The 19,872-nt window shown below is 73.6% G+C and carries 17 protein-coding genes; 5 read left to right on the plus strand and 12 right to left on the minus strand.

What is annotated here, in order from left to right; genetic code table 11:
- Positions 1-415: 415 nt before the first annotated feature.
- Positions 416-1,873, plus strand: a complete 1,458-nt coding sequence (locus tag AB0912_RS29820) for an FG-GAP and VCBS repeat-containing protein (protein WP_366705251.1) — start codon at positions 416-418, stop codon at positions 1,871-1,873.
- A gap of 49 nt (positions 1,874-1,922) precedes the next feature.
- Here the strand turns inward: AB0912_RS29820 and AB0912_RS29825 are convergent, their stop codons facing one another.
- Together AB0912_RS29825 and AB0912_RS29830 are read right to left on the minus strand one after the other, a co-directional pair.
- Positions 1,923-2,351, minus strand: coding sequence for a pyridoxamine 5'-phosphate oxidase family protein (locus AB0912_RS29825; RefSeq protein WP_366705253.1), 429 nt, complete (start codon positions 2,349-2,351; stop codon positions 1,923-1,925).
- Positions 2,352-2,476: 125 nt separating this feature from the next.
- A complete protein-coding gene (locus tag AB0912_RS29830; protein WP_366705333.1) occupies positions 2,477-3,406 on the minus strand; it encodes an aldo/keto reductase in 930 nt (309 codons plus the stop codon).
- 94 nt (positions 3,407-3,500) lie between these two features.
- Here AB0912_RS29830 and AB0912_RS29835 point away from each other — a divergent pair, with 94 nt between their 5' ends.
- Positions 3,501-4,121 carry a TetR/AcrR family transcriptional regulator gene (locus tag AB0912_RS29835; protein WP_366705255.1) on the plus strand — a complete coding sequence of 207 codons (621 nt, stop codon included), beginning with the start codon at positions 3,501-3,503 and terminating at the stop codon, positions 4,119-4,121.
- Between the two features lie 60 nt (positions 4,122-4,181).
- Here the strand turns inward: AB0912_RS29835 and AB0912_RS29840 are convergent, their stop codons facing one another.
- From AB0912_RS29840 to AB0912_RS29865, 6 genes are all read right to left on the minus strand, one after another.
- On the minus strand, positions 4,182-4,826 hold the full coding sequence (locus AB0912_RS29840) for a dihydrofolate reductase family protein (protein WP_366705257.1): 645 nt from the start codon (positions 4,824-4,826) through the stop codon (positions 4,182-4,184).
- A gap of 200 nt (positions 4,827-5,026) precedes the next feature.
- Positions 5,027-5,230 (minus strand): cold-shock protein, encoded by a 204-nt coding sequence (locus AB0912_RS29845; RefSeq protein WP_366705259.1) that lies wholly within the window; start codon positions 5,228-5,230, stop codon positions 5,027-5,029.
- A 102-nt stretch (positions 5,231-5,332) separates the two neighbouring features.
- Positions 5,333-5,947 (minus strand): RNA 2',3'-cyclic phosphodiesterase, encoded by a 615-nt coding sequence (gene thpR, locus AB0912_RS29850; protein WP_366705261.1) that lies wholly within the window; start codon positions 5,945-5,947, stop codon positions 5,333-5,335.
- Positions 5,948-6,050: 103 nt separating this feature from the next.
- A complete protein-coding gene (locus AB0912_RS29855) occupies positions 6,051-7,589 on the minus strand; it encodes a cryptochrome/photolyase family protein (protein ID WP_366705264.1) in 1,539 nt (512 codons plus the stop codon).
- Between the two features lie 462 nt (positions 7,590-8,051).
- A complete protein-coding gene (locus AB0912_RS29860) occupies positions 8,052-8,948 on the minus strand; it encodes an NAD-dependent protein deacetylase (protein WP_366705266.1) in 897 nt (298 codons plus the stop codon).
- Between the two features lie 25 nt (positions 8,949-8,973).
- Positions 8,974-9,585: a TetR/AcrR family transcriptional regulator C-terminal domain-containing protein gene (locus AB0912_RS29865; protein ID WP_366705268.1), complete on the minus strand. Its 612-nt coding sequence runs from the start codon at positions 9,583-9,585 to the stop codon at positions 8,974-8,976.
- Positions 9,586-9,742: 157 nt separating this feature from the next.
- Here AB0912_RS29865 and AB0912_RS29870 point away from each other — a divergent pair, with 157 nt between their 5' ends.
- Positions 9,743-11,257, plus strand: a complete 1,515-nt coding sequence (locus AB0912_RS29870) for an APC family permease (RefSeq protein WP_366705270.1) — start codon at positions 9,743-9,745, stop codon at positions 11,255-11,257.
- A 53-nt stretch (positions 11,258-11,310) separates the two neighbouring features.
- Positions 11,311-12,888 carry an amidohydrolase gene (locus AB0912_RS29875; protein WP_366705272.1) on the plus strand — a complete coding sequence of 526 codons (1,578 nt, stop codon included), beginning with the start codon at positions 11,311-11,313 and terminating at the stop codon, positions 12,886-12,888.
- 7 nt (positions 12,889-12,895) lie between these two features.
- Here the strand turns inward: AB0912_RS29875 and AB0912_RS29880 are convergent, their stop codons facing one another.
- The 4 genes from AB0912_RS29880 to AB0912_RS29895 form a co-directional block, all read right to left on the minus strand.
- Positions 12,896-14,326, minus strand: coding sequence for a sulfatase-like hydrolase/transferase (locus tag AB0912_RS29880; RefSeq protein WP_366705274.1), 1,431 nt, complete (start codon positions 14,324-14,326; stop codon positions 12,896-12,898).
- A 574-nt stretch (positions 14,327-14,900) separates the two neighbouring features.
- The gene (locus tag AB0912_RS29885) at positions 14,901-16,109 is read right to left on the minus strand and encodes a S8 family peptidase (RefSeq protein WP_366705276.1); all 1,209 of its coding nucleotides are present in this window, start codon (positions 16,107-16,109) and stop codon (positions 14,901-14,903) included.
- Between the two features lie 335 nt (positions 16,110-16,444).
- On the minus strand, positions 16,445-17,845 hold the full coding sequence (locus AB0912_RS29890; protein WP_366705278.1) for an NtaA/DmoA family FMN-dependent monooxygenase: 1,401 nt from the start codon (positions 17,843-17,845) through the stop codon (positions 16,445-16,447).
- Positions 17,842-18,942: an LLM class flavin-dependent oxidoreductase gene (locus AB0912_RS29895; protein WP_366705280.1), complete on the minus strand. Its 1,101-nt coding sequence runs from the start codon at positions 18,940-18,942 to the stop codon at positions 17,842-17,844. The genes AB0912_RS29890 and AB0912_RS29895 overlap by 4 nt, the downstream gene beginning before the upstream one ends.
- 429 nt (positions 18,943-19,371) lie before the next feature.
- On the opposite strand from AB0912_RS29895, the gene AB0912_RS29900 reads away from it, so the two are divergent.
- The gene (locus tag AB0912_RS29900; RefSeq protein WP_366705282.1) at positions 19,372-19,848 is read left to right on the plus strand and encodes an AAA family ATPase; all 477 of its coding nucleotides are present in this window, start codon (positions 19,372-19,374) and stop codon (positions 19,846-19,848) included.
- Positions 19,849-19,872: the final 24 nt, after the last annotated feature.

Consider the following 19,872-nt stretch of genomic DNA (forward strand, 5'->3'; position numbering starts at 1 on the left):
TCCGCCTTGCAGCTGCACGCACCCTGCCCCGCTCGGCCCAGCCGACAAGGCGCCGCACTCCGGCGCCACCTGATCCAAACGACACGCCCTAGCCGCCACGCCGGGAACGCCCAGGAAGCCCGCGAGGCCCGGAACGCCCGGCCGCGTGACCGCGAGACCGCGACACCCCGGGACCGCGACACCCCGGGACCGCGATGCCGCGAACCGGCGGCGACCGGCGGCGACCGGCGGCGAAGGCCAACGGACAGGCGCCGAAGCGACACCGACCGGAGGTGAAGGGGCATGGACCGGCGGAGACGAAAGCCCATGGACCGGAGGTGAACCCCGGCCCAACGCCCGCACAACCTCGGCCCCCGCTCGGCTGTCACACGAGTGCCCCTTGTATCCGCGTTACAGCAACCGAGTTGGAGCCCTCGTGCGCATACGGACGTACGCCATCGCCGTGACGGTCGCCGCCGCGGCCACCGCGGGCCTGCCCCTGGCCGTGCCCGCGACCGCGGCCACCCCGGCACCGTCCGTCAGCGACTTCAACGGGGACGGTTTCGCGGACCTCGCCGTGGGCGTGCCGGACGCCGCGGTCGGCGGCCAGGCCAAGGCCGGCTACCTGGACGTGGTCTGGGGCGGCCGCAAAGGGCTCGGCGCGAGCGGGAACACCCGGATCACCCAGGCGCGCCCCGGTGTCCCCGGCACCCCTGAGAAGGGCGACCGGTTCGGCGCGGCGGTGAGCGTGGCCGATGTGAACGGGGACGGTACGGCGGACCTGGTCATCGGCGCCCCGGGCGAGGACGTGAAGGGCTCGGGCGCCGACGCGGGCACCGTCGCCGTCGTGTACGGAGCCCGGGGCGGCCTGGGCACCGGCGCCACCGTCCTGAACGGTCCCTCGTCCTCGGCCGCGTACGGAAAATCCCTGGCCGCCGCCGACTTCACCGGCGACGGCCGCACGGACGTCGCGATCGGCGCCACGGACAAGGTCGTGCTGAAGCGGGCCGGCGGTCCGGCGGCCACCGTGTTCACCGGGGCGATGGGCGGACGCGCGCCCGGCCTGACGACCGGCGACCTCGACGGCAGCGACGACGGCGTCCCCGAACTCGCCGTGGGGTACTGGTCGACGGCCCCCTTCACCCAGTCGCACGTACGGCTGTGGACCTGGTCCCCCGAGGAGAAGTCGCTCCTCAACTTCTGGAACACCGACAACGCCGGCGTCTCCGCGCTGGCCACCGGTGACTTCGACGGCGACGGTCACGACGACCTGGCCCTCGGCGAGTGCCGGGAGATCGCCGACGAGAACATCGACGACCCCTGCGGCCCCGAGGAACTCGCCCGGGGCGGCGGCATCCACGTCCACTACGGCGCCGGGATCCCCTGGAACTTCGGCTACCGCCGGCAGACCCTCAACCAGGACACCCCCGGCGTCAGGGGCGTCGCCGAGACCGCCGACCACTTCGGCGCGGCCCTGGCCACGGCCGACGTCAACGGCGACGGCCGCGACGACCTGATCGCGGGCGCGCCCGGCGAGGCCATCGGCAGCCGCGCACGGGCGGGCGCCGCGACCGTCCTGCTGGGCGGGCCGACCGGCCTGGTGGACGCGGACGGTGCGGGCCGCTCGGTGGCCTTCCAGCAGAACACCCCGGGCGTTCCCGGCGTCGCGGAAGCGGGCGACGCGTTCGGCGCCGCCGTCGCGACAGGGGACTACGACCACGACGGAGCGCCGGACATCGAGGTCGGATCGCCCGGCGAGAACACCGGATCGGGCGGGGTCTGGTTCCTCCCCGCGGCCTCCGCCGCCGGCTCCTCCGCCCTCACCCCCGCCAGGCTCGGCCTGCCCGCACCGTCGAGCGCCCTGAAGTACGGCGGAACACTCGGCAGCCGCTGACCCGAGCGGGCCCGCGGCCCGGCCGGCCCGGCCCCGGAACCTGTGGCGGTCAGCCCAGGGAACCGAGGTCGGCGCCGGTCCAGTGCGCCGGACGCATACGGACCACCACATGGTCGTCGAGCTGGGTCTCGGCCCAGGCGGTGTACCGCTCCAGCGGTTCACCGGACAGATAGCGGGCGGCGAGAGCCCGGTGGACGCCCGCGGCCGGTTCGGTGATCTCCGCGACCGGCCCCTCGACCGACACGTACCGGGGGGTGGGTTCGGTGCGCTGCACGAGGAGGCTGAAGGAGCCGGCCTCCTTGATCAGCTTGATCTTGCGGGACTCCGCGCCGGTGAGGATCCAGGGCGAGCCGCCGGGCTCGTAGCCGTACCAGATCGGGACCAGCAGCGGTCCGCGGTCCTCGCCGGCGGCCACGCCGAGTGTGGCGACGTGCGGCTGGGCCAGAAAGGCTTCGCGTTCTTCACGTGGGAGTGCCATGCGTCCGACTGTAGGTCGGCACTACGGCCCTGTCTCCGCGACGTGCGGGACCCGCGGCGAGGGGTGGGACGACGGAACGCGCCCGACCCGTGTGACGGCGGAACGCGCCCGCCCCGGGTGACGGGTCAGCCTGCCGTGACGGCGTCGAGCGCCGCGAGGGCGTCGGCGTCGAGGACCACGGAGCCCGCGGCGACGTTCGCTTCGAGGTGCGAGGCGTCGGCCGTGCCGGGGATGAGGAGGGTGTTGGGGGTGTGGTGCAGCAGCCAGGCCAGCCCGACCTGGGCGGCTGTGGCGTCCAGCGACTCGGCGATCTCCTTGACCACGGGGTGTTCGGAGACCTTGGGAAGCCCGGGGAACGCGCTGCCCAGCGGGAAGTACGGCACCCAGGCGATGTCCCGCTCGGCACAGGCCCGCAGCAGTTCCTCGTCTTCACGGGCCAGCAGGCTGTACGCGTTCTGCACACAGGCGATCCCCGCCGGGAGCGCCCGGTTCAGGTCGTCCAGGCCCACGGTGCTCAGCCCGATGGCGCCGATCTTGCCCTGGTCGCGCAGCTCGGTCATGACCGCGAGCTGGTCGTCCAGGTCGACGATCTGATCGGGCGTGACGGGGAGACCGAAGCCGCTCATGGTCGGGCGGCGCAGGTTGACGAGGGGGATGCTGTCGAGCCCGAGGCTCTTGAGGTTGGCCTCGACGTCGGCGCGCAGCTCGTCGGGGTGCTGGGCGTACCGCAGCGGGAACTCGCCGCCCGAGTCGGGCGTGGCGCCGACCTTGCTGACGACCGTGACACCGTCCTCGGGCCGGATCGCCTCACGGATCAGTTCGTTGGAGTAGCCGTCCCCGTAGAACTGGGCGGTGTCGATGTGGTCGACGCCCAGCTCTACCACCCGGCGCAGCAGGGCGAGGGCGCCGGCGCGGTCGTCGCGCAGCCGGGGGAGCTGCATCGCTCCGAAGCCGACGCGGGAGACGGCACGGTTGCCGAGCCGGCCGGGGCCGCCGGCCCGCTGGGCGCCGGTGGCCGTGGTGGGGGACGAGGAGAGGGGGGCGGGAGAGGTCATGGGGTGTCCGTCCTCGGAGAGGCGTGAGAGCATGGTCTAAGTGGAGGAATCCTCCGCCATAACGACCGTAACACATGCGGAGGGTTCCTCCACTTTGCCTGCACGCGCTTCATCCGCCGACCAGAACCCCGCCACGTCCGGACCCGGGGCGCCGCGCGCACCCCGGGCCGACGCGCGCCGCAACCGCGAGAAGATCATCGAGGCGGCCCGGGCCGCGTTCGCGTCCGCCACGCGGCCGGTGGCGCTGGAGACCGTCGCCAAACAGGCGGGGGTGGGCATCGGCACGCTCTACCGCAACTTCCCCACCCGTGACGCGCTGCTGGAGGCGGTCTACGGGACCGAGCTGGACCAGGTCGCCGCCGAGGCGGTCCGGCTGCTGGAGGAACTGCCCCCGCCGGCCGCGCTACGCGCCTGGATGGACCGCTACATCGCCTTCTCCGCGACCAAGCACGCCATGTACCGGGACCCGCGCACCGGCCCCACGGCGGGAAGGATGCCCGTGATCCCCACCCGCGAGCGCATCGTCGAAGCGGTGGGGACCCTGCTGACGGCCGGCGCGGGCGACGGCTCGCTCCGCGCCGACGTCACGCCGGACGACGTCACCACCCTGCTGCTCGGCGTCGCGCTCGCCGCCGTCTCGGGCATCCCGCCCGAGCAGACCGCACGTCATCTCGACCTCGTCGCCGACGCCCTGCGCCCGTCGGCCCGCCCCTGACCGCCGGCCGGCGGTCCGCCCCTGACCGCCGGCCGCCGGCGCCCTCCCGGAGGCCTGCGCTCACCTCCGCCAGAACAGGTGGTGCGTCACGCCGCTCGGGCTGGGCACCACCTCCAGGTGGAACCGGTCGAGCAGGTCCTCGGGCGACTCCCACAGGCGCAGGCCCGACCCGAGCTTCACCGGCGTGACCGCCACGTGCAGGGTGTCGACGAGGCCGGCGTCGAGGAACTGCCGGATGGTGGTGACCCCGCCGCCGAGCCGGACGTCCTTGCCCTCGGCCGCCTCCCGCGCCCGTTCGAGGACGGTGACCGGGTCGCCGCCGACAAAGTGGAACGTGGTGTCGGAGAGCGTGATCGAGGGCCGCTCGTGGTGGGTCATGACGAACACCGGGGTGCGGAACGGGGGTTCGTCACCCCACCAGCCGCGCCACTCGTGGTCGTTCCAGGGCCCGCGCTGGGGGCCGAACTTGTTGCGGCCCATGATCTCGGCGCCGATGTTGTGGGCGAAGTCGCGGGTGAAGTAGTCGTCCAGCCCCCGGCTGCCGCCCGGCTCGGTGCGCATCGGCCAGCTCGCCGTGGCGCCCGCCCAGCCGAACAGCCGCTCCGGATGATCGAGGCCGAAGGGGCGTTCGAGGCTCTGCCGCTCCCCGGCGCCGATCCCGTCGCCGGAGACGTTGAAGTTCATGACTTTCAGTAGCTGGCCCATCGGTCGTCCTCGTCGTTTCCTGTCGCGTCCTCGTGCGGCGGAATGCCGCACACCTGGGCGTCGAACGGGCCACGCCGGAATCGACATGGCGCCGGGAAATCGACATCGCGCCGCCGAATGGGTGAGGGCCACTCGCCTCCGGCGGGCGGCGAGTGGCCCTCGGGGAGCGGGATCCGAAGCGCCCACTCGGTACCTCCGGGTCAGACGGGAACCACTTGTTCGGCCTGCGGCCCCTTGGCGCCCTGGGTGACGTCGTACTCGACCTTGGCGCCCTCGGCCAGCTCCTTGAAGCCGGTCGTCTGGATCGCGGAGAAGTGCACGAACACGTCGGGACCGCCGTCATCCTGCTGGATGAAGCCGAAGCCCTTCTCCGAGTTGAACCACTTCACAACACCTGTTGCCATCTGTGCATCCTCTGTGACTACGTGCAGACGGCCGCGCCTTGCACGCGGCCGGACCGATCTTCCCTCACGCGACCGCGAAAACAACTCAACGCATCGGCGGCGTCACCGAACGCGTCCCCGATCCGACCCGTTCGCACGGCTCCCGTCGAAGGGCCACGCCGCGATGTCGCGGTAGTGGATCGGCCCGCTGCCACGTCCCGCCTCGCCGCCCACCAGGTGCAGACGCTCGGCGGCCCACCGCCGCCCGGTGAAGCCGGCGATGCCCCGGGCGATCTCGTCCGCCGAGACATGGTCACCGCGCCGGGCGCGGGCCAGCGTCAGATGCGGGCGCAGCGGCCGCTCCTCGAAGGCGATCCCGCACTCCCGTACGGCGGCGCGCACCTCGGCGGCGAGCGCGTGCAGCTCGGCGAGGTCTCCGTCGACTCCGCTCCACAGCACCCGGTTGTCGAACGTGCCGCCGCCGCGCAGGGCCAGCGCCGGCGGCCGGCGGTTCGCCGCGATGCCCGCGAGGGGCGGCCCAAGGAGCGGGACCGTCCCGGCCGGCAGTTCGCCCAGGAACGCCAGCGTGATGTGCCAGTCCTCGACGCGGTTCCACCGCAGGTCCGGGTGCGTGGCGTAGGCGGGCGCGAGCGCCGCCGTCAGTTCCTCTTTCGCCGGGTCGGGCGGCGCGAGCGCGATGAACACACGGATGGTCGAGGGCCGGGTCTGATCGTTCACTGCGACTTCGTACCGCACCTCGGCGGCGGAAGCGAAACGGCGCCCGCGTCCCCGGCCGGCCGGCGGGGCGCGCCCGCGTGACCGACGCGCGCGGCGGGCCGGGTCACGGCGGGGCGTCGCCGGCGGCCCGGGCCTGACGCAGCAGTTCGTCCAGGTCGCCGAGCCGGTCGAGACCGCGGACCGCCTGGCTCATCCGGTTGTTGCCGGACAGCAGGCCCCGATGCCGGTGCAGGAAGGCCCAGTACCCGGTGGTGAAGGGACAGGCGCGGTCGCCCACCCGCTCCGTCGGCCGGTACGCGCAGCCCCCGCACAGGTCGCTCATGCGGTGCACGTACGCGCCGCCCGAGGTGTAGGGCTTGGTGGTCATACGGCCGCCGTCGGCGTACTGGGACATGCCGACGACGTTGGGCAGCATGACCCAGTCGTAGCCGTCGACGAAGCAGCGGTGGAACCAGTCGGTGACCGCCTCCGGGTCCCAGCCGCGCTGGAGGGCGTGACTCCCGAGCAGCATCAGCCGCGGGATGTGGTGGGTCCACCCGGTGTCGCGGACTTGGGCCAGGGTCGTGGCCAGACAACGGGCGGTCACCGCGTCCGCGTCGAGTTCGAGGAACCAGTCGGGGAGCGGTGCGTCGTGCCCCAGGGTGTTGCTGTGCCGGTAGTCCTCGCCGAAGTACCAGTAGAGCTGCCAGACGTACTCGCGCCAGCCCGCGATCTGCCGGACGAACCCCTCCACGCTGTTGACCGGCGCCCGCCCGGCCCGCCACGCGTCCTCCGCCGCCTCGACGCACTCGGCGGGATGCAGCAGACCGAGGTTCAGCGACGAGGACAGCAGGCTGTGGCTCATCACCGGGTCCGCCGCCAGCATCGCGTCCTCGTACGCGCCGAACCCCGTGAGCCGGTGCTCCACGAACCGCCGGAGCGCGGCCAGCGCCTCACGCCGGGAGGCGGGGAAGCGCCGGGGGCCGTCGCGGCCGACGAAGCGCACCTCGCCGTCGCGTTCCCACCGGTCCAGGTCGTGCCGGACCTCCTCGTCGATCGCGTCCTCGCGTGGCCGGTAGGGCGTCGGCGCGTCCAGGACGCGGGTGTCCTTGGGCGGCGGTTCGCGGTTGTCGTGGTCGTGGTTCCAGCGCCCGCCCGCCGGGGTGTCACCGTCCATCAGCAGGTCGTGGCCGCGCCGCACCCACCGGTAGAAGTCCTCCTGGCGCAGCCGTTTGCCGCCGAGGCCGTCGGCGAAGGCGCGGAAGTCCGCGTGCGGCACCAGGAAGCCACGGGCCGGCAGGACGCTGACACCGTCGAGCGACCGCACCAGCCGAAGGGCCGCGTGCGAGGTCGGATGATGCACCGTCACCGTCGCCTTGCCCGCGCTGTCCCGGCCGCCGCCTCCGATGTCGCCGAGGGCTTCGCGCAGGCCCTCGCGGTAGGTGTCGGCGCGGATGTAGCGGGCCCGGTCGCCGAGTTCGGCGGCGCGGTGCCGCATCGCCGACAGGACCAGATGCGCCTTCGCCCGGTGGAAGCGCCGGCGGCGGAACACGGAACGCGCCTCGATGATCACCACGGGCGCGTCGCGGTCCGGCCCGTCCTCGCCGGGGGAGAGGAAGTGGGGACCTAGCTGGTCACCGAAGAGCCAGTGGGCAGTGGTCATACGGGGGCTCGGCCTCCATCGCCTCGGCGGACGTGCGGCAGCCCGGCCGGCGGACGCGGTGACCGGCCCGTTCCCTTGCCGGGCCCGAGCCGTCACCGGTCCGACGCCGTCAGGGCTGGTGCACGGTCCTCTCTACACGGCCGCCTGCCGCCCGCCCCGCCTTCGGCGGGCGCGCCTCCCGGCTCCGACCCGGACGGGCGACGGCGGACGCGGGGCCGGAATTCCGAACGCCGCCCCCTGTCCCCGCGCCCCGGCGACCGAGATGCCGGGACCGCCCCTCACCCGGTGACCAGGCCTTCGGGCGTGCGCGCCGTGGCCTGGCCGTTGTCCGGGCGCACGCGCCGTGGCCTGGCCGTTGTCCGGGCGTCCGCGCCGTGGCCTCGCCGTTCTTCGGGCGTACGCGCCGAAGCCGCTGGTCGGCCCCGAAGGCAAGGGAGCGGCCACCGTCCCGTCGAGCGAGGTTCAGGCCACCGCCCCGTCGGGCGGGATCTCCAGTCGCTCCGCCACGGAGGTGAGCGCCGCTCCCAGCGGGAGTTCGACCCGGGTGACGGCGTGCTGGTCGCCCCGCGTGGGGTCACGGTTGATGATCAGCACCGGCTTCTGCGCCTCGGCGGCCTGACGGACGAACCGGAGACCGGACATCACCGTCAGCGAGGAGCCCAGGACCAGCAACGAGGCCGCCTCGCGGACCAGCCGGCGGCACTCCTCGACACGCGACGGCGGCACGGATTCGCCGAAGAACACCACGTCCGGCTTGAGGACACCGCCGCAGACCGTGCAGGGCACGACGTGGAAGTGACCGACCTGCTCGTCCGTGAGGTCGGCGTCGCCGTCCGGGTTGATCGCGGCGGCCGTCGGCTCGAAATCCGGGTTGGCCTCCTCCAGCCGCCGGGCGAGTTCACGGCGCGGGCTGCGGTCGTGGCAGGACAGGCACACGACTCGCTCCAGGCTGCCGTGCAGTTCCACCACGCCCTCACTGCCCGCGGCCTGGTGCAGACCGTCCACGTTCTGGGTGATCACCCCGGCGATCAGGCCGTGCCGTTCGAACGCGGCGAGGGCCCGGTGCCCGTGGTTGGGGCGGGCCCGGCCGAACGTCCGCCAGCCGAGATGACTGCGGCCCCAGTACCGTCGCCGCGCCCGGGCGCTCGCGGTGAACTCCTGGTAGGTCATCGGGGTGTGCCGGCTCAGGCTCCCGTGCTCGCCCCGGTAGTCGGGGATGCCGGACTCCGTGGAGATGCCCGCCCCGCTGAGCACCAGCACACCGCCCGCGCGCAGGGCCTCGGTCACCGGGCCGAGATCAACGGTGCCGGGCGGCAGATCGCCGGTGGGGGTCCAGCTCAGTGTGGGGCGCATGCGCATGCTGCCAGGATACGGACGCGGCATCTCACGGCAGCAGCATCGAACGGGCGTGCGCCAGGAAGCCGGTCAGGGCCAGTTCGAAGGCCGCGTCGGCGCGCCCCCGGCCCATCGCCGCCAGCGCCGCGGCCAGCCGGGGAGTCGCCGCCTCGTCGGTCAGCTCCCACATCGTCTCCGGCGCCGCCATGTCCAGGGCCGAACCCAGGACCACGTTCTCCAGGCCGATGATCACCGGCATCACGTCCGGCAGCGGGAAACCGGCGTCCAGCAGCAGACCGGCCGCCAGCTCGTACTGCTCCAGCACCCGGGGCGCCCGCACGGGTGACGTGGTGAGCAGCGGGATCGCCCTCGGGTGGGCGGCGAAGGCGGCACGGTAGGAACGGGCCCAGTCCGCCATCCGCCGGTCCCACGGCCGCTCTTCGGCCGTCAGCGGCGCCGCGTCGATCGCGACGGCCACCCGCTCGCGCAGCAGCTCCACGATGCCGTCCCGGCCGTCCACGTGGTGATACACCGACCCCGTCTGCACCCCGAGCCGCCTGGCGATCTTCGGAACGCTGAAGTCGCCCTCCGCGTCGACGAGTTCGAGCGCGGTCGTGGTGATGCGCTCCCTGTCCAGCAGCGGCTTGCTCGGCCGTCCCATCGCGCTCTCCCGGATCTGAGGTCTTCCCGAATGCCCAGACGGAGGCTACATTGCCGAAACCGAAAGCCTTTAGATTTAGCTTCCGGGGCCGCCACCCATGCCCCGCTCTCCTCGCCCCCGGACCCCGCTCCCCGCCGCCAGAAGGGCTCTTCTCCGCATGCCCGCAACCCCACCGCAGACACAGCCCCGTCCCGCCACCGGCGTCCGTACCGAACCCACCCTGCGCGCCGGAACCCTGGGTACCGCCGACATCGCCTTCTTCGTCGTCTCCGCCGCCGCCCCGCTCACCGTCATGGCGGGCGTCGCCCCGTTCGCCATCGCGCTGGGCGGCATCGGCGCACCGGTCGGCTACCTCCTCGCGGGCGTGACCCTCACCGTGTTCGCCGTCGGATTCACCACCATGAGCCGCCACGTCCGCAGCGCCGGAGCCTTCTACGCCTTCATCACCCGTGGACTCGGCCGCTCCGTCGGCATCGGCGCAGCGCTGCTCGCCATGGTCGGCTACAACGGCATGGAGATCGGCGTCTACGGCCTGCTCGGCACATCCACCCAGGACACCCTGCACGCCCTGTTCGGCATCGACATCCCCTGGCTCCCGGTCTCCCTCGCCGGGCTCGTCCTCATCTGGTACGGCGGCTTCCGCTCCATCGACTTCGGGGCCAGACTCCTCGGCGTCCTGCTCTGCGCCGAGACCGGCATCCTCGTCCTGCTGGCGGCCGGCGTGCTGCTCCGGCACGGCGCGCACGGCCTGTCCGCCGCCTCCTTCGCCCCGCACAACGTGTTCGTCCCCGGCACCGCGGCCGTCCTCGCCTTCGCGTTCGCCGCGTTCACCGGCTTCGAGTCGACCGTCATCTACCGCCGCGAGGCCCGCGACCCCGGCCGCACCGTCCGCCGCGCGACCTACATCGCGGTCGCCTTCCTCGGACTGTTCTACGCGTTCGTCGTCTGGACCGTGATCCAGGCGTTCGGCGACGCCGGAGTGGTGGCCGCCGCGGAAGACGACCCGGCCGGACTGTTCTTCTCGGCCATCCGCACCTTCGTCGGCGGGTGGGCGGCCGACCTGATGCACGTGCTCATCGTGACCAGCGTCCTCGCCTCGCTCCTCGCCTTCCACAACGCCATCAACCGTTACGGGCTCGCCCTCGCCGAGGAAGGCGTCGTGCCCCAGGCCTTCGGCCGCGTCCACGCCAGGCACCGCTCCCCGTACGTCGCAGGCCTCGCGCAGACCGTGCTCGGCGCGGCCGTCGTCCTCGCCTTCTGGGCCGCGGGCGCCGACCCGTACGCCCAGCTGCTGCTGTGGGTCAACACCCCCGGCATGGTGGGCCTGTTGCTGCTCCAGCTCCTCGCCGCCATCGCCGTGCCCTGCTATTTCCGCCGCGTCGCTCACCAGGAGGGTGTCCTGCGCACGCTCGTCGCGCCGGTTGTCGCCGCCGTGCTGCTCGGCTTGGCGATCGTGCTCGTCAGTACTCACCTCGACCTGTTCACCGGAGCGTCCTCGCTCGTCAACTCGGTGCTGCTGGCCGTCGCCCCGGCCGTCTTCGTCCTCGGCCTGGTGCTCGCCCGGCGGCTGCGGAGGCGCAGGCCCGACGTCTTCGAGCGGTTCGCCGCCGAGCCCGCCGACGCCGAAGCGGACCCCGCCGATGCCGGCCACACCGGCCCGGCGCGGGCCTGACCGGCCGCGCCCCCTTCCCCCATACCCGCCGCACCCGAACGGAGTTCACCCTCGTGTCCGTAGCCGACCTGCTGCTCACCGGCGCCCACGTCCGCACCCTCGACCCCGCCCTGCCCGAGGCGACGGCGGTGGCCGTCCGGGACGGGCTGATCGCGGCCGTCGGCACGGCCGAAGACCTCGTCCGCGACTGGAGCGGGCCGGGAACCGAGCGCGTCGACCTCACCGGCGCCACCCTCGTACCCGGACTGGTCGACGCGCACAGCCACCCGGTGTGGGGCCTTGAGATGGCGACCGGCACCGACCTGTCCGGCGTGCGCACCCTCGACGGACTCCGCGCCGCCCTGCGTGACGCCCCACGGTCCGACGGCTGGATCATCGCCTGGGGCCTGGACCACAACGTGTTCGCGGGCCGCCGGATCGACCGCGCCCTTATGGAAGACGAACTCGACGGGGCGCCCGCCTTCATCCGCTTCTACGACGGCCACTCCGCCCTCGCCACCGCCACCGCCCTCGAGGCGGCGGGAATCACCGGACCCCGCGCCTTCGCCCAGCGCGCGGAGATCGTCTGCGACGCGGACGGCCGCCCCACCGGACACCTGGTCGAACACGCCGCCATGGACCTGATGCTCGACGTCGTCCCCCGGCCCTCCTTCGCCGAACGCCGCACCGGGCTGCTCACGCTGCTGTCGCGGATGGCGGCCACCGGCCTCACCGGCGCCCACGTCATGGACCTCGGGCACGGCGACGTACCCGAACTCCTCGCCTCCGTCGAGGAGGAGGCGGTCCTGCCGCTGCGGCTGCGCCTCGCACCGTGGTGCATGCCGGGCACGGACAAGGACGGCCTCGACGCCCTGATCGCCCTCCAGCGCGAGGCCGGACGGTACTGGCGTGTCGGAGGCGTCAAGTTCTTCATGGACGGCACCGTGGAGGGCGGTACCGCCTGGCTGGAGCACGCCGACTGCCACGGCCAGGGCACCGACGCCTTCTGGCCCGACCCCCAGGCCTACTCCGACGCCGTCCGCCATCTGCACGCGGCGGGCGTCGGAACCGCCACCCACGCCATCGGCGACGCGGCCGTACGGCACGTCCTGGACACCGTCGAAGCCCTCGGCGCGAGCGGCGCGGGCCGGCACCGGATCGAGCACATCGAGACGGTCCCCGACGACACGATCCCCCGGTTCGCCGCCCTCGGCGTCGCCGCGTCGATGCAGCCGCCCCACACCGCCTACACACGCGGCGACCGGACGGACGAATGGTCCAGGCGGCTCGGTCCCGAACGGGCGTCCCGCGCCTGGCGCATCCGCGACCTGCGCGACGCCGGAGCCGTCCTCGCCCTCGGCTCGGACTGGCCGATCGCGCACTACGACGTCCGCCGCGTCCTGTCCATGGCGCAGGCACCGCGGGGCGCCGCCGGTTCCCGCCAGGGACTCACCGGCCTGATGGCCCTGGAAGGCTGCACCTCCCACGCGGCACGCGCCGCCGGGGAGAACGCCGGACGCATCGCCCCCGGCCTGCGGGCCGACCTCACGGCCCTCGGCGTGGACCCCGTCACCGCACCCGCTGACGAGACCGCCGAAGCACCCGTCCGCCTCACGGCCATGGGCGGACACATCACCCACCGCGCAGACTGAGGACGGATCACCCCGCCGGGCGGGACGAAGCCGCCCGGTGGCCGAACGGCAGCTCGTCCCAAGGGAGTTGGCGGACCTCCGGGTCGGCGTGGCGACCGCCGGGATCACGCACCGGGGCCGGCTCGACGACAGGCGGCTCCTCACCCACCCGCACCATCCAGCGGGCCAGCGCCTCGCGCAGGGTGCCGGCGACCTCCCGGTGCGAGGCCCGGCCCGCGAGGTTGTCGAGTTCGTGCGGATCGGCGTGCAGGTCGTACAACTCGGTCTCCACGTACCGTACGGCGCCGGAATCCTCCCACGGGTCGCCGTCCGGTGCGGCCACCGCGTACTTCCACCGGTCGGTGCGCACGGCCCGGCCCACGTGGGACTCGCTGATCTGGACGAAGACCTCCTCCGGCCGCCCGGGGTCGGCTCCGCCACCGACCAGCGGCAGGAAGGAACGGCCCTGGACACCCACCGGAACGGTCAGCCCGGCGGCCTCCACGAGCGCGGGCATCAGGTCCACCGTGCTCACCGGGTGGCGGACCTGCCCGCCGCCGGTGAATCCGGGTCCGGTCAGCGCGAGCGGGACGCGGACGGAGGCGTCGTGCGCGGAGCGCTTGTACTCGTCGTTGCGGGTGCGGAAGTGCGAGCCGTGGTCCGCCGTCCAGGCCAGGACGGTGGAGTCGGTCAGGCCGAGGCTGCGCAGCGTGTCCCGCAGTCTGCCGATCCCCTCGTCCACCCGCTTGATCTGCCCGAGATATCCGCCGATGTGGCGGTGCGCGCCTCCCTGGGGCGCGCCGCCGGAGAGCGCGGCGAGGTCCGCGGGCATCCAGCGGCCCTCGTAGCGCTCGCGGTAGCCCTCCGGCGCCGGATAGTCGTCGGTGGCGTTCTGGTGGTGGGGCTCCAGGAGGGACAGGAAGAGGAAGAACGGCCGGTCGTGGTGGTCGGCGACGAAGCGCACGGCCGCGTCGACCAGCGCGTCCGAGCGGAAGCCCACCAGACGCACCGCCTCGCCGTCCTCGTCGTACAGGACGGTCCGGTAGGCGTCGGAGGTGTACTCCAACAGGTCGCTCGCCAGCCAGCGTTGGTAGCCGCCCCGGCGCTCGGGTGCCACCGGTCCGGCCCCCGAGGCCCCGGCCGCCAGATGCCACTTGCCTATGTAGCCGGTGGTGTAGCCGGCCTCGGCGAAGACTCCGGCGATGGTCGGGATCCCGTCCGGCAGCGGAAGGCCGTTGCGGAACACGCCGGTCGCGGTCGGAAAGCGGCCGGTCTGCAACGCGGCCCGGGCCGGCGCGCACACCGGCTGCGGCGTGAGCGCCTGCTCGATGTGCGTCCCCGTACGGGCGATCCGGTCGAACTCCGGTGTGACATCGGCCGGATTGCCGTGCACGCCGGTGGTGTCCCAGCGCTGCTGGTCCGTCAGGACGACGATGACATTGGGCAGTTGACGGGACACGGCAGGGGTGGACCTTTCCTAGAAGGGATGAGCTTGGGCCCCGAGGGACTGTCGGGGGCCTGAAGTGGCGGCCGGAGAAGCGGCGTTGAAAGGGGGGAAGAGGAGCGGGCCGCCGATCCGCGCCGAGGCACCCTCCGCACCCTCCGCACCCGCGCCCCCGGGCGCCAGGACGCCCGCGCACGTGGTGCCGCGCCGGAGCAGAAGCCGGTCGCCGGGCCCGTACACGTCCTCGCTCGCCTTCGCGAGTGACGCCCACGCCGAAGCAGTCGACGTGGTACGAGGTTCCCGAGGACACCGCCGGGAGCAGGGCGGCGGCCACGGACACGGCGGGGGCGGCGGCGAGGACGGCCGGGCGGCTCGGACTCGTGGACACGGACGGCTCCCGACGGGCTGCTGGCCGGCTGAGGCGGACGCCGCCGAGCCTAGGGAGCAGGCCGGACCGGCTCCATGGACAAACACCGGCCGTCCTTGGACAGTTGCGGCCCCCGCTCGCCGGGCGCGGTCGCCGTCACACGTCGTGCGCCCGCCGGGAGCACGGGGCTCCTGGCGGGCGGACGACCGCGGCGGCGGGGTGTTACGGGACGAGGCGCAGGAGCTTGTTGGGCGAGCCGGAGCCGATGCCGGTCAGCACGTTGGACGTGGCGCCGTTGACCAGCGCCGTGGCGACCTGGGCCGGGGTGGCCGAGGGGTGGCTCGTCAGGTAGACGGCCGCGGCGCCCGAGACGTGCGGGGCGGCGAACGAGGTTCCCGAACCGGTGTAGGTGGCGGTGTCGGAGCTGTTCCACCCGGCGGTGATGTTCGAGCCCGGGGCGAACAGGTCGACGGTGGAACCGTAGTTGGAGTAGCTGGCCCTGGCGTCGGTGCTGGTGGTGGCGCCGACCGTGAGGGCGGTGCTCACCCGGGCGGGGGAGTAGTTCGCCGCGTTGGCACCGGAGTTGCCGGCCGCGATGGAGTACGTGACGCCCGAGGCGATCGAGTTGCGAACGGCGTTGTCCAGCGAGGTGCTGGCGCCGCCTCCCAGGGAGACGTTGGCCACGGACGGGCTGGTGTGGTGCGCGGTGATCCAGTCGACCCCGGCGATGACGCCCGCCGTGGTGCCGGAACCGTCGTTCCCGAGCACCCGCACCGCCACGATCTTCGCCTTCTTGGCGACGCCGTAGGTGCTGCCGGCGACGGTGGTCGCCACATGGGTTCCGTGGCCGTAGCCGTCCTGGGCGGTGGTGTCGTTGTCGACGAAGTCGTAGCCGTAGGAGGCCCGGCCGCCGAACTCCTGGTGGGTTATGCGCACTCCGGTGTCCAGGACGTAGACGGTGGCTCCGCCGCCGGCCGTGTCCGGGTAGGTGTAGGTGCCGCTGAGCGGAAGCGCCGGCTGGTCGATGCGGTCCAGGCCCCAGGGCGCGCTGGACTGGGTGGCGTCCACGTGGACCTTCTGGTCCTGCTCGACGGAGGCGACCGAGGGGTCCGCGGCGAGTCTGCGGGCCTCGGCGGCGGTGAGGGTGGCCGCGTAGCCGTTGAGCGCGGTACGGAAGGTGCGCTTCACCTTGCCGCCGTAGCCGGCTATCAGGTCCTTGCCGTCGGCGGAGGCGGCCTTGACGCCCGCCGAGTCCTTCAGGGTGACGATGTAGCTGCCCGGGACGGCCTCGGCCGCTCCTGCGTGCAGCACACGGCCCTCGGCCGGTGCCGCGCTCGCCGGAAGCTCGGCGGTCGCTCCCAGGGCCCCGACCGCGGCGATCGTGGCGATCGCCGCGGCGAGACGCCGCCGGGTGGTGTGGATGAGTGTCATCGCGAGGATTCCTTCTGCAGGGGGCGCGCCGTCGGCGCGCTCGATGGGACTCGCTCGGTGGGGGTTCGCTGCACGCACATCACCGGAGGCCGGAGTAAGCGCCTGCGGTTTGCCCACCGTTGACCATCGCGGAGCGCGGAGACAAGGGAAAACGGGGCTTGTCATATACCTGCCATGGCGCACTCACGGGGCGTTACATGGCGTCATGAACCCTTCACAGAGCGGCAGTTGTCGCAACAGAGCGCGGCCCCCGGGGTTCCTCCCGGCGAAGACGGCGACAGGGGTGGCTCGCCGGCGTCACATGCCGGCGAGCCACCCCTGTCCGCGCGGGACCGTCAGCCCGCCTGCCGCACCTCGCCCGCGGAACGCCGGGTGAGTGGTTCACGCAGACCGAGGTGCTCGCGGAGCGTCGTACCGGTGTACTCGGTGCGGTACACGCCGCGTTCCTGAAGCTCGGGGACGAGCAGGTCGACGATGTCGTCGAGGCCCTCCGGGATCAGATACGGGGTGACGTTGAAGCCGTCGAGAGCGCCGTGGCGCACGAACCGGGCGAACTTGTCGGCGAGGCCGGACGGTGTGCCGACATGGCCGCGCTGCGGACCGAGGTTGATGACGGCCTCGCGCAGGGACCACTTGTTCGCCTCCGCCCTGGCGCGCCACTCCGCCGCGACCGCGCGCGGGTCGGCCACACGCCGGGAGCCGAAGGAGCCGTCGTTCTCACCGACGACCGGGTCCTCCTTGGGCAGCGGCCCGTCGGCGTCCCGGTCGGACAGGTCGATGCCCCACAGCAGCCCGGCGATGCCCAACGCCGTCGCCGGAGTCACCTGTTGCAGCCGGATCCACTGCTTCTTCTCCAGCGCCTCCGCCTCGGTCGCACCGATGATGATCTCCGTGCCGGGCAGGATGCGCAGGTCGTCGTCGGGCCGGCCGACGGCCCGCAGCCGGCGCCGGATGTCCTCGGCGAACGTCAGCGCGTCCTCGAAGTCGGTGCCGTGCGCGGAGAAGATGACATCCGCGTTGCGCGCGGCGAAGTCCCGTCCCTCACCCGAGTCCCCCGCCTGGAAGACGACCGGATGCCCCTGGGCGCTGCGCGGCAGGGTCGGCGCGAGATCCACGTCGAACTGCGGCCCGCGATGGCGTACGGGCTGGACGGCGGAGGGCGCCGACCAGGCGGGGGCGCCCGCTGAACCGGCGACCGCGCCGTCCTGCCAGCCGTCCCAGATCGCGCGGGCCACGGTCAGGAACTCCTCGGCGCGCCGGTAGCGGTCGGCGTGGTCGAGATAGCCGCCGCGCCGGAAGTTCGCGCCGGTCCAGGCGTTGTCCGTGGTGACCACGTTCCAGCCGGCCCGCCCCTCGGAGAGCAGGTCGAGGCCGGACAGCCGGCGGGCGAGGTCGGCGGGCTCGTTGAAGGTGGAGTTGGAGGTGCTGACCAGGCCGATCCGCCGGGTGACGGCGGCCAGTGCGGCGAGCTGGGTGATGGCGTCGGGACGTCCGGCCACGTCGAGGTCGTGGATCCGGCCGTCGACCTCGCGCAGCCGCAGCCCCTCACCGAGGAAGAACGCGTCGAACAGGCCCCGTTCGGCGGTCTGGGCGACCCGGCGGAAGGAGGCGGGGTCGATCTGCGAGCCGCTGTCGGGCGCGGACCAGATGGTCCAGTGGTTGACGCCCTGGAAGAACACCCCGAAGTGGAGCCGGGCGTCGGGGCGGGGGACGTCGAGGGGATCGGTGCGGGTCATCGGGCTTCCTCCTGGACCGCCGCGGCGGCGAACCGGTTCGCGGGGCGCTCCAGCCCCAGGGTCGAGCGCAGGGACGTGCCCGGCAGCGGCCGGGTGACGAGACGCCGCTCGCCGAGCGCGGGCAGCACGAGACGCGAGAGGACGGGCAGATCCTCGTCGATCACCAGGGGATGCAGCCGTACCCCGTCCACGACCGTGCTCAACTCGGCCAGCAGCGCCACGAGTTGCGTGGCAGAGCCGGTGAGCCGCAGCCGTCCGCGGTCGGTCCAGGGCGCGTACCGCTCCAGGTCGGCGACGCGCTCGGCGCCGGTGGCCTCCGGGGTGTCCAGCGCGACCTCGACCTCGGCGAGGACCACCGGTGTGCCGGCGGCGACCGTGGCCGCGCCGACCGCCGCGAGGTCGCGGCCCGCCACGAGGGCGACGTCGAGCTGTGCGGCGGGAACCGCGTCCGGGTCGCCGATCACGACGAGCTGCCCCTGGGGCGGGCGCGGCACGATCGCCGGCCCCTTCACCGCGAACGTCTCCCCGGTGAAGTCGATGTAGTGCAGCCGGTCGCGATCGAGGTAGCGGCTCGTGGCCACCGACCGGATGACCGCGTCGTCCTCCCACGAGTCCCACAGGGCCCGCGCCACCTCCACCCCGTCGCGCGACTCCCGCGCCCGCGCGTCCGGCTCCGACACCTCGGGGCGGCCCCAGGCGCGGGCCGCCTCGGGCCGGTCCTCCTCCGTGACCACCCATCCGGCGCGGCCGGCGGAGATGTGGTCCAGCGACGCCAACTGGCCGGACACGTGGAAGGGTTCGGCGTACGTGAGCGGCACGGTGGGAGCGATGCCGATCGTGCTGGTGGACGCGGCGACGAAGGCGGCCCGTTCCACGGCGCCGATCCGGCCCACCGGATCGGGTGAGACGCCGGGCGGCAGCGCCCCGTCGTCGAGGGTGACCAGGGTGAATCCGGCGTTCTCGGCCACGGCGGCGACGTGGGCCACGCGGCGCGGGGTGAGGAGCTGGTCGGGGGAGTGGGCGGCGCGGCGCCAGGCCGCGGGATGGGCGCCGTCGCCGTCGAGTTCGACAGCGAGGTGCAGGGCGGGGCCGGACATGGGTGATCCTTCCGAGTACACGTGGGCAGGCGGCCGCCGGGGCAGGGCGAGGCGGCGGAGGCGATCAGACGTGTACGGAAGGACAGACCGCGGAGGAGGTGCGGCAGTAGTCGACGTGCCGCCGGGTGATCAGGCGCGTACCCGTGCAGGCACACCGAGGTGCCGCGCAAGGTACGTGCATCGAGGGCCTCCACCCGTCCGGTACGTGCGGGTTCACCGTACGTCGTGCGCTCGCATGGGTGTCAAGGGAGGCGGCCGGGGCCGCGCGGGGCCGCCGGTCGTGCCGTCGGGACCCGGCCGGTCCGTGCGCCGGGGCGCCCGCGGCCGGATGTGCGACAGTGCCGTCATGCTGATCGTGATGGCCGGTCTCCCCGCCGCGGGCAAAAGCTCGGTCGCCGTGCGGCTGGGCCGGGCGCTGCCCCCGCGCTGGTGTCGGTCGACCCGGTCGAGGCCGCGCTGTGGCGGGCCGGGGTGGACCGCGGCCAGCCGACCGGCCTGGCGGCGTATCTCGTCGCCGAGGCCGTCGCCGACGGGATACTGGCCCTCGGGCAGACCGTGATCGTCGACGCCGTCAACGCGGTGGAGGCGGCTCGCGGCCAATGGCGCCTGCTCGCCGAACGCCACGGTACGCGGGTCGCGTTCATCGAGATGGTCTGCCCGGACGAGCGGGTGCACCGGCGCCGGCTGGAGAGCCGGTCCCGGGGCATCGACGGTTTCCGGGAGCCGACCTGGGAAGCCGTCCAGCGGAGCCGGGCCGCGTACGAACCCTGGGCGGATCGCCGGCTGGTCCTCGACGCGACCGACGACCTGGCCGCGAACGTGACGAGGGCCCGGGAACACCTGGCCGAGGTATGTCCCGGGCCCGGCTCAGGCGCCGGGGGAGCCCGGGGTGCCGGGCCCGGTTGACCGCCCGGCGCGGGGGAGGGGCCG

Origin of the sequence: Streptomyces sp. NPDC007084 (assembly GCF_040703595.1) — a bacterium.
In the GTDB taxonomy this organism is placed as follows: domain Bacteria; phylum Actinomycetota; class Actinomycetes; order Streptomycetales; family Streptomycetaceae; genus Streptomyces.